The following is a 10,422-nucleotide window of genomic DNA, read 5'->3' on the forward strand; positions in this document are numbered from 1 at the left end:
GCAGACAGAATATCTGACCCCAGAATGCATCTTTCATGGTCTAACTCCATTATATTTATCGTCCTTTTTCTTATATCGACGGATATGTATTTATGAACTAATTGTTCTTTTTCAGTATACTACATCAGGGAAGGGAGAACGAGTGTTTCTTTTATACTATAGAGATTTTTTTTGAGCAGATATGCTCAGATGTGCAATTCATCTCACCACCTGAAGAGGTGGGAGAATTCTTGCTACATTTGTTAAAATTTATTCTTCTCAGTGGCCTTAATATATAGTTTATCAAAATATAGAAGAAATGGATATATATTTTCTTTTAATATTTTTCTAAAAAAGCTTTATTTTATCACTCTCCAGTCACCGGACGCATCATGGAAAGCAGCTCCTTCCGGTAATGATCGGCCTTTTCCTGATTGCCCTGTTCTTTCCGTACCATCTTTGTGATTCCCGGATACTGTCCCGGGAAGCTTTCCAGCATGATACCATCTCCATAGATTAGGTAAACATCTCCGTCTGTCATATCTTCCTCTGTCAGCTTCTTTCCATTCTCATCCGTAAGCTTATCCGGTATCGTTCCGGAGAAAATCGTGTCCGTGTCCAGATCCGCAAAATACCAGCTGTTATCATCTGTATGAAAATACACTGCTGTCATCGGCTTTTCCCCGCATCCCGCCAGACAGAACATAACAAGTACCGCCAGCATCACGATCCATTTTTTCATTATTCCACCTCCTAGTCTCTGTCAGTATTTGATTATTTCGACTTCACACTGTGCTAGCACCATGAAAAACATTAATATTACTGACTTCTACAATGTTTTTTATCTGGCACTACCATTAGTGGGAGATTTTTGATATAAATTTAATTGATCGTTGGAAGTACTTCCATAACCTGATCAATCACTTCCACAATTCTCTGCATATCCATATTTTCTTTTACATCAGAACTATCATTCACGTTCAAACCATCTTGCCAGTCCTGGACAATAGATACTGCCGGGATATTCACTAATGCAAACGGATAATGGTCACTGTTGGTTGCCATTGTCAGGAAAAATCTGTCACTGGGTGTAAATAGTTCTGACATACTGTTTTTATTTAATTCTGCCAGTTTTTTCAATCCCTCATCATCATATTCCGCATTGTCTGGTCTTTTGTTTCCTTCGATCATCGCCATATAACCCAGATCACTTTTTTCTGCAATAGTATCAATATTTATTACTCCGATGATCTGTTTCCGCTCGTCCTCCGTCAGCTTACCAACATACCATCTTGAACCCAGCATATATTTCTCTTCGCCCGAGAACAGGATGAATTTTATATTATACGGTATCTCTGTATCTTTTAAAATCCTTGCCAGTTCAAGCACTGCTGCCACTCCGGAACCGTTATCATTGGCGCCCACCGAATCTTCTGCACTGTCATAATGGGCACTTATGATCAGATTTTTTGTAGTATCAATAGATGAGTTTTTTGTCACAATGATATTTTCACCAATGCCGTCAACAATTGCATTCTCGGCTGTTGATGCCAGAAACACATCCGCCTGCGAGGAATGCCTTATTGCATTCTCATTGTTTTCATCGTTATATTCGAATTTCTGGTATTCTATATTGTCATATCCCAGATTGCCAAAATATTCACTAATATATTCTTTTACATTCTGTATTGCATCAGAATTTATTGGACGCGGTTCAGAAGTGATTTCATCGATGATCTGTTCAATATTCTGTTCCAAAGGCTCTATTATTGTACCGTTCTGGGTAACACTCTCCGCCATTGTCTGAATTGGTGCTATTAATGATATAACCATAATTAAGGCAATTGTAATTTTTTTCATTTGTGAGCTCCCTCATTTTACCAAGTATTAATCAGTATCTTTTATCCAATAACTTTCCATGCAAAACCATAGGCTACAACGAAAGCTTTTTTCCATACCATAAACATTATCATGTGATATACTTCTGCCAATTAAATCTCAGATTTTGAAAAAGGGACAGACATTGATAAATTTACTTAGTTCCATTCTGGGCTATGCACGGAACATTACAACCACATGATCAAAAGGCGGTAAATCTGATATTCTAAATGTACATTGTGATCCTTTTTTAACAAAATTAGCTTTTTTATCATTTATGTTATCAACTGATACTATTATACCATGAACTGCATCACCAACCAAGTGTTCTTTTTTGCTTTTACAGCGTTCGTACAGTGCTTTTACAATTCATTGCACATCTGTAAAGGAAAGAGACTTCTTGCTATATATTATGTTAAATTCCTGAAAGTATTTTCTTTGCGTTCTCCAGGTTATTTTTTCCATTTATTTTTAGATATACTTTACTGATTTCAGAAGGCTCTCCTATTTCTCTGCAGAGATCCTGTGCCTGGGAAATGGGTATGTAGATTTCGTTGCCTTCTATTACTACAGCGGCTTTACAGGGCATATATGAGGTTTGCGGTCCTCTTGCGGAATTGCTGGATAAGGTAGTAAGATCATCTGTGGCTTTGGAAGTATCCTTCTCTTTTTCATCCAGGGAATAAAAAATATTCAGGTTTTCACCCATCTCTAAAAATTTTTCCTGTTGTTTTTTTGAAATGGCATGATTATTATAGTCTTTCATATCCCGTAGGGAACCATTTCCCAGCAATAACAACGGCATCTTCCCCAGTTCATTCTGAGTTGGATTTTTTCCAAACGCATTCATATCAATTCCTGAAAAAGTCGTTGTTTCCGTATAATCTTCAATTTTGATGACAACCGGGACTTCTATGACTGGCCAGATTTCTTTTATACCTTTTATCTTCTTCGCTTTCTGCAAAAAATCTTCATCATAAGCCAGATCTCCAAGTGGGAGCAACACAGTAAATTGCCCTTCTTTCATACCTGCCAGCAGCATTCCTAATAATGTAAGTATCAATGCCAGCAGAAGTATGACAAATAAGGTAAAGCTGTCTATTTTTTTTCTTTTCAATGAGAATCCGCCTTTCTCACTTCTTCGAGAAGGATATTTTTCTTATGAAGCTTTCTGACCAGAATCAGGATTATGGAAATAAGCAGTACTGCAACAACTGCAGCTATGGAATACCACCAGTTATTGGTTTTCTCCTGGTCATCTTCAACCTTTAAAGACTTTATCTGGGTTTCTTTGATTTCAGAATCAAATTTTATTTCTTCCTCATATGATTTGCCATCTGCATCCTCATACGTAAGAATTAATTGTCCTGCACATTTTCCTGTTTTTCCTTTTACATATATGCGAAGACTTCCTTGGGATAAATCTCCGGCCTCTATGGTCCCTAAGAATGCAGTATCGTTTGAGCTTAATTCATCAGCCTTTAAGCTGACACTTGCATTGTATATTTTGTCTCTTCCTAGATTCATTGCTTTTACCGGGATCTCTACTGTATCCATAGTGTATAAAACAGATGGAATATCTGAAGCTTCCAGCTTAACACGAACCGGTTGGATGATCTGAAAAGACAGTAATTCTGTACCGGTAGTTGCCGTTGCTTTCAAATCTTCATAATCCAGAGAAAAAGTAATGACAGCCTGGCCAGGATCACAGTTTTCTGTTATAGTAATCATCTGTTCCAAAGTAATTGCTTCACCAGGAGCCAGGACTTGTACATAAAAAGAGTTTTTCTCAAATTCAATTCCTTTGTTCTCTGTAGAAAGGGAAATTTTTAAACCAAATACATTTTGACTGCAGCTTTTATTTCGAAATGTCAGCGACATTTCTGTTGTAGAACCAGCCTCCAATCGTCCACCTGAAAGATTGCTGTCTTCTAATAATACCTGCGGTTTATGTAATATTTTTTCACTTGATGAGTCTGATGTTGAATTACCTCCTCCCCCACCGCCCGAATACCCGTTGTCTATAACCGGATCTGTTATCTGCGGGGCGTCACCGTCTTCCGGATTATCACTGTCTATTACAACATGAAAAGGATTCGATTTAGAACCATCACCAAAGTCATCTCCTGATGTAAAAATATCCGGATCCGGATTTTCTTTATCGGTATCAGCTTTATCAGGAGTCTTTTCATCCTCTGCCGGAGGTTCGGTACTCGGAGGTTCGGTACTCGGAGGTTCGGTACTCGGAGGTTCGGTACTCGGAGATTCATCCTCTTTTTCATCAAGGGTTAACGAGTTATCATTCTCATAAGATACGGACGGATCTGAGTCCGTAAATCCTTCTTCAGCAGATGTAACTTCCGTATTTTGAGGCTCTGTGGCAAAAATGGTAGCTGGAAGAAATATTATTGTCGTACACAATACTAATGCCGTTTTTACAAATAAATTTTTCATTATCAGGCAGTCCTTTCTCTTAAGATTCCTCCATCCATTTCATATACGTGGTCACATAAGATTCTGATGTCCTCTTCATTATGGCTTGCCAGCAAAATGGTTTTTCCTGCTGCTTTTAAATCCAGCAGAAGTTCTCTTATTTCTTCCACGCCATGTTTATCCAGTCCATTAAACGGCTCATCCAGGATCAAAAACAGAGGATCTTCCATAATGGCCTGTGCAATACCAAGGCGTTGACGCATTCCAAGGGAATATTTTCCGACTGGTTTCTTCATGTCCGGATCCAATCCTACCCTTTTTAAGACTATGCGGATATCGGCCTTCGAAATCCGGCCATTCATGTCTGCCAGGATCTCCAGATTTTTAAAGCCCGTATATTGTGTAAGAAAACCGGGAGTCTCGATAATAACTCCAAGACTTTCAGGAAAATCCACATCATGGCCTATTTTTTTCCCAAATACAAAAATAGTGCCTGTAGTTACAGGAAGAAACCCACAGATGCATTTCATAAGGACGGTCTTTCCTGAACCGTTATTTCCAACAATCCCATAGACGTTTCCTGTTTTCAAGGAAAGATTTACTTCCTGTAACACGATGTCTTCACCGAAACGTTTGGTCACGTGTTCTATTTTTACGCAGGTGTTCTGTATCATTCCACTTGCTCTTTGCGGATCACAGGCCAGATTAAATGTCCCTTCAGATTTCTTCCAATCTTCCATATAAAACACCTCCCAGAATTCCCAGCATTACTAATAAAAACAACAGTAGAAATAGCCAAACTCCTATTTTGTCCGGTCCCCAATTTTCATCAGCCAGTATCCATTCTACTGGATAAAACCATATCTGATTCTTAAAATAGCGGTCATGAAGGATAATTCCGAAATAAAAGCTTACAAAAGGGATTCCATATGCCATGTAAGCAGAATCCCATAAAATCCCGCAGCTTCCACCGAAAGTACTTATGATACTTCCGATAAGTCCTGTCCGAAATGCCTTCATGAGTAAGTCCAGAAGTGCTTCTTTCTGAATAGCACCCTTTATCTCCAGCGGATAGAACACAATAAAATTGATAAAAAGTACCGTTAGTATAGATAACGTCCAGACCATAAAACCAGATACCATAATGGAAAAAACTTTACCTTCGATATACTGTCTGCGAGTCGTTCTGGGAAGTATCTCCTTTAAAAATCCACTTTTATATTCTTGCAGAATGGAATCACTCCATGGCAATACGGCTGCTACCGGAATGGCAAAAGATACTGCCTGACTTTTTAAGGAACCTTCCAGTATACTGATAAAAGTACTACATGTCAGTGCTTTTTTTAAGCTGGGATAAGTCTGTCCAAGGGCGATGGAAATGCAGGCTATCAGCCATGCTGCCAGAAAATTCTTATTAAAAAACATACGTTTTGTTTCACCCCACATAGGTTTTCCCCCTTCCGATCATGTCTTTTCTCCAAGAAATTCAAAGGTATATTTTTTCATCCGGTTAATTGCAAAAACTGCAAGAAGAACTAAAATACCCAGAAAAAACATGTAGGAATGCGTGATTTTCGGAAGCAATGGGTCATAACCTAAGTTATGTTTTCCGTATACTGCCTGGTTCAGAGGACTGATCCAGCAGATTAATACATTTACCTGATACATTTCGTATTTTTCTTTATGTAAAATTGCAGCCAGTACTTTCGGGTCCAATAAAAAACCAAAGACACTGTAAAGAAGGCCAAAAATCATCCCCTTAGTCTTCCCTTTATAGAGATTTCCTACAAGGATTACAAAGCTTAAGGTCAGCGAATAACAAAACAGCAGGAAGAAGACCTGCAGCATACAGCCATAGGGTGAGATACTTTCCATGACCCTTACTGTAGAAGGGACCTGCAGGTTTTTTCCTAACTCTGAATAACCAAGCATAGCCGCAGTTTCGCTCCACAGGTTACCTGGATAACTCTTTTTCATACACAGCACAGCCGTAAACAGCAGCATCAAAACCGTATATAAAACAGTTACAAGAATAACATAAATGAATTGACCTAAAAGCCATTTCCTCTTGGTTGTCCGGGTCAGCTGGTATGGAGTAATAGGTGTCATCTTCGGCAGGTCAGAAAACATAAGAAGCAAGAGCAGCGAACTGGACAGTACTGCTATCCCATCCCCAAATGTCCAGATAAATGGTTCAATGGCCTGTACCGGTGTATCGTAGGTCTCCATTACAACCATGATTCTGCCTGTAAGCAGGAAACTAAGTACAAATTCTAACAGAAATATAAAAATAACTTTGGGATTGCGTAGAAATCCGAAGAAATTGTACCTTACAATTCCAAATACCTGTCTCATGTCAGTAACCCAGATTCCGGTCTATGATACTGCCATCCACGGCATTAATGGTAAGGAAACTTTCATTCGGATCTTTACTGGTATTTGATTCTGTTTCTCCGTTATATTCACTTTCTGAAGTCATGCTGCCGAAAAAATCCCAGACGGGGATCAAAATACCTGTGTGTGCGTCAGTAGACGGCTCATATATTCTGGCATAGCCAAGAACGATCCGATCAATATTATAGACCCTGGAATTTTCATATTGCATATTATCAGCGTTTGTTACCACCATCATTTTTTCATAAATTTTCATAACCTCGCTGAACGAAAGAAGATTTAAATTCTCTGTCTTTATTTTACCAATTGTGTAGGGATTTGAATAAGTCATGCTTTCTATGCCATCTTTATCGACATAGAAACAGAGACTTTCATAAGACCATGTTTCCATTGTGCTGTCCATATCTTCCAATGCCCCACCGTCTGCAATTGTCTGAGTTACCGGCACACCATTTATGGTACGTGCATAGTCAATTCTATATCCATTTCCAAAATTACCTGAACTATTATCGCCTTCAAAACTTTTGCACACCGCGTAATTCCAGTTAGAAAACTGTAAATCTGTGATGCCCATTTTTTCAACTTTTTCCTTTGCAAGTTTTTTTGCTTCATCCAGGGACAGCCCGATAGATTCTTCTGTGGGTTTTTCTTCCTCTTCAGAATATCCGTAATCACACCACATTGCATCCTCCGGTATTTTTTCCCCGCCCTTGTTTGCTGCTTTCTTGATCTTGACTGACAAGGTATCGGAGCCATCGGAAGATATTTTATAATAGAATTGTGAATCGTCTGGCATTTGTGCAATACAATCGAAAAAATTTCCGGCAACAGGTTTTGCCTCTGTCAGGGTTTTCTTTTCCGGAGCAGTTTCGTATTCCTGTTCCCATGTCTCAATATCTTCATAGATATCATAGACATAATTCCCATCATCATCTGTTCCATAGTTATACGGATCCAGGTTTCCGTTTGCAACGTCTTCTTTTAGTTCATCCAGAGTTTTTTTAATTTCATCCTTTGTCTTCACGTAATAACTATCCATGGTATAAAGTTTTGCCTCTGAGAAGAATGCGTTTGTAATACGGTCGAGAAGCTCCTGGGTAACTTCTGCCGCGGTGACAGAAATAGCAGATATCTTTTCCACTTCCGGAATTTCTACGCTTGCATCTGTATTTACCACGAGCTTGGCACTGTCATCTTCCACATGGCTTTTATAATTTTGAGGAGCATCAATGAGATTCCTGATGGTTGTCTTTGACTCTGAACCGTCATCGTTCTTACTTTCAGATGCTTCTCCTTTAGAACCGCTAACATCATCCGCTTCCGTATAAGCATCTACAGCCTTGCTCCCCTTCGGCTTTACCAAAGAAGAATCCGGGGTCTGTGCGCATCCTGTAAACATTCCAATACAAAGCACTATTCCTGCAAACTTTCTTATGTTTTTTCTCATTTCTGGTAATATCTCCTTTCTAAGGTTGTTATAAGTATATCATCGAGCATTACACCAAATCTTTCGCGATTTGTAACTGATATGTAAACGTTAGTGTGATTACCAGAAAACAGAGACGGTAGTTCCTTTTCCCGGATTGCTTTCAATCTTCAGTTGGAAATCGTGCAGTTCTATAATTTTCTGACATAAAGAAAGACCAAGTCCTACACTTCCTTTTGCCCTGGAACGAGATTTATCTACCATATAAAATGGTTCCGTCACCATTTCCAGATCCTCTTTCGGTATTCCCTTTCCAAAATCCTGAACCATCAGATGGTCTGGGGTTGCCTCAAGCACAATTTTAGATTCTTTCCTGGAAGCTTTGACTGCATTATCAATTAGATTTGTCACTACACTTATCATTAAGTCCTGATCAAACTTCTTTACCAATTCTTTTGGTTCACAAAATACATCAAGAGAGATGTTTTTTTCTTGAAGCCTGCAATCAATGAGTTCTTTTACTTCTTTCAGAAAGTTATCCACCTGTATTTCAGCTGGATTGAATGAGTCTTCCGAAGCTTCGTAGAGTCCGGTCAATTCCAGCATTTTCATAGAAAGTCTTGAAAGCCTGCGACATTCATTTTCAATATAAATCAGAGCCTTCTCCTGCCTTTCCGGGGTTAGGCGCACAGTAAGCAATGTATCTGCATAGCCTATGATTGCAGTCATTGGGGTCTTCAGCTCATGAGCCAGACTTCCAATAAGCTGTTTTTGTGTCCGGTTTATGTTAGAAAGACTTTCAATTTGTTCTTTTATTTTACCTGTCATAAAATTAAAGGTTGCACCTACCTGCGCAAGTTCTGTATTTCCCTCTGACGGTACTTTAAAATCATAAATACCTTCAGAAACAAGAAGCGTAGCTTCTCTTAGGCTTGTAAGCGGTGCTGTGATTTTTCGAAGGCTCAAATAAAGGATAATTCCCATCACCACGATCAAAGATAAAGTAAATACACCCGTCTGAAAAAACAGCAGATGACTTTTTTCTATTACATCTGTTATATCTTTATAAGTAACAATCTGATATCCCATATTTACATTGCCATAGTAAAATAACAAAAGTGTCCTTCCATTTATCTGACTGATCATAGGGCCATGACCGTCACTGTTGCTGCCATGATCCACCATGTTTGCCTTACTTTCACATAATTCTCTTAACTTTTTTACATCGAATTCATAAACAGTTCCATTATAGATCATTTTTCCATCAAGATATAAAACCGCGCTGTCATGAAAAACCTGCCGAAAAGCATAAGTAACTATTTGGGGGCGCATTTCGTTGTCGGTATTCTGTTTCTGATTGTCAGAAAGGCTTGTTTTATTTTCAAACTGTAAGATATTTGTTCTGAATATACTGCTTTCATAACTGTTGATATTCTGTATACTCTGATTTTTCCAACAATAAGTGGTATAGAGAAAGATCCCTGACGACACCAACAAAATGATACATGTAGTCTGAGCAAAGATCTTTATTAAGAGTTTCATAAATCCACCTCAAGTCTGTAACCGATTCTGGGAATTGTTTTAATCTTATCCTGCCAGCCAAGCTTTTTCCTGATACGACCCACATGTGCATCCACAGTTCTTGTTTCTCCGCAGAACTCTTCATTCCACAGTTCCTGCAGAATCTGATTCCTGGTCAGTGCTTTGTTCGGGTTTTTGGCGAACACCATGAGACAGTTATATTCCATTGGCTTTAAATAGATTTCCATGCCCATTTTTGTAACAGTACGACTAGACGTATCAATGATAACATCACCAATTTGAATCTGTTCTTGTACAGTGCCATTACGTTCCAGTACCTTTTCAAGACGGACCATCACTTCCAGCATTTCAAATGGTTTTACAATATAATCTTCTGCACCGTCTTTTAATCCCTTTATCTTGCTCGCGATATCTCCCTTTGCGGTAAGAAATATTACGGGGATTTCATACTGCTTCAGTTTCGGTAACAGGCTATATCCGTCTCTTCCGGGAAGCATGATATCTACAAGTGCACACTGAAACGCATGATCTTGAATAATTGCTTCATATGCCTCATTTCCATCCAGATATCCTACTGTTTCATACCCTGCAATCTCCAAATTCATACATAGCAGGTCATTGATTGACATTTCGTCTTCTATCACAAGAATTCTTGCCTTCATAATTATTACCTCACATGTTTTTATAACTATCTAGGCGTTTGCGAAACGCCACAAGCCGCATAAATACGGCATTTTTTGTTACCTATAAACAAATAACTCCTCACCGGA

Annotated in this window: 10 protein-coding genes; all 10 read right to left on the reverse strand. The window is 38.8% G+C overall.

Features of this window, described 5'->3' with window-relative positions; genetic code table 11:
- Positions 1–346: 346 nt before the first annotated feature.
- Positions 347–721: a hypothetical protein gene (locus EAI83_RS16535; RefSeq protein WP_015524968.1), complete on the reverse strand. Its 375-nt coding sequence runs from the start codon at positions 719–721 to the stop codon at positions 347–349.
- Between the two features lie 140 nt (positions 722–861).
- On the reverse strand, positions 862–1,839 hold the full coding sequence (locus tag EAI83_RS16540) for a M28 family metallopeptidase (protein WP_242872569.1): 978 nt from the start codon (positions 1,837–1,839) through the stop codon (positions 862–864).
- Positions 1,840–2,272: 433 nt separating this feature from the next.
- Positions 2,273–2,974, reverse strand: coding sequence for a hypothetical protein (locus EAI83_RS16545; RefSeq protein WP_243113539.1), 702 nt, complete (start codon positions 2,972–2,974; stop codon positions 2,273–2,275).
- Positions 2,971–4,311 (reverse strand): hypothetical protein, encoded by a 1,341-nt coding sequence (locus tag EAI83_RS16550; RefSeq protein WP_129976206.1) that lies wholly within the window; start codon positions 4,309–4,311, stop codon positions 2,971–2,973. Before EAI83_RS16550 ends, EAI83_RS16545 begins: the two co-directional genes overlap by 4 nt.
- Before the next feature lie 2 nt (positions 4,312–4,313).
- The gene (locus EAI83_RS16555; protein ID WP_442859610.1) at positions 4,314–4,964 is read right to left on the reverse strand and encodes an ATP-binding cassette domain-containing protein; all 651 of its coding nucleotides are present in this window, start codon (positions 4,962–4,964) and stop codon (positions 4,314–4,316) included.
- 43 nt (positions 4,965–5,007) lie between these two features.
- Positions 5,008–5,736 (reverse strand): ABC transporter permease, encoded by a 729-nt coding sequence (locus EAI83_RS16560; protein ID WP_243113541.1) that lies wholly within the window; start codon positions 5,734–5,736, stop codon positions 5,008–5,010.
- Between the two features lie 18 nt (positions 5,737–5,754).
- Positions 5,755–6,645, reverse strand: coding sequence for a hypothetical protein (locus tag EAI83_RS16565; protein WP_005423058.1), 891 nt, complete (start codon positions 6,643–6,645; stop codon positions 5,755–5,757).
- A gap of 1 nt (position 6,646) precedes the next feature.
- Complete coding sequence (locus tag EAI83_RS16570; RefSeq protein ID WP_129976210.1) at positions 6,647–8,131, reverse strand: DUF6034 family protein; 1,485 nt, start codon at positions 8,129–8,131, stop codon at positions 6,647–6,649.
- Positions 8,132–8,230: 99 nt separating this feature from the next.
- Positions 8,231–9,367, reverse strand: coding sequence for a sensor histidine kinase (locus EAI83_RS16575; protein WP_243113542.1), 1,137 nt, complete (start codon positions 9,365–9,367; stop codon positions 8,231–8,233).
- Positions 9,368–9,648: 281 nt separating this feature from the next.
- A complete protein-coding gene (locus EAI83_RS16580) occupies positions 9,649–10,314 on the reverse strand; it encodes a response regulator transcription factor (protein ID WP_059085761.1) in 666 nt (221 codons plus the stop codon).
- Positions 10,315–10,422: the final 108 nt, after the last annotated feature.

Origin of the sequence: Blautia sp. aa_0143, assembly GCF_004167315.1 — a bacterium.
Taxonomy (GTDB): Bacteria; Bacillota; Clostridia; order Lachnospirales; family Lachnospiraceae; genus Blautia_A; species Blautia_A fusiformis.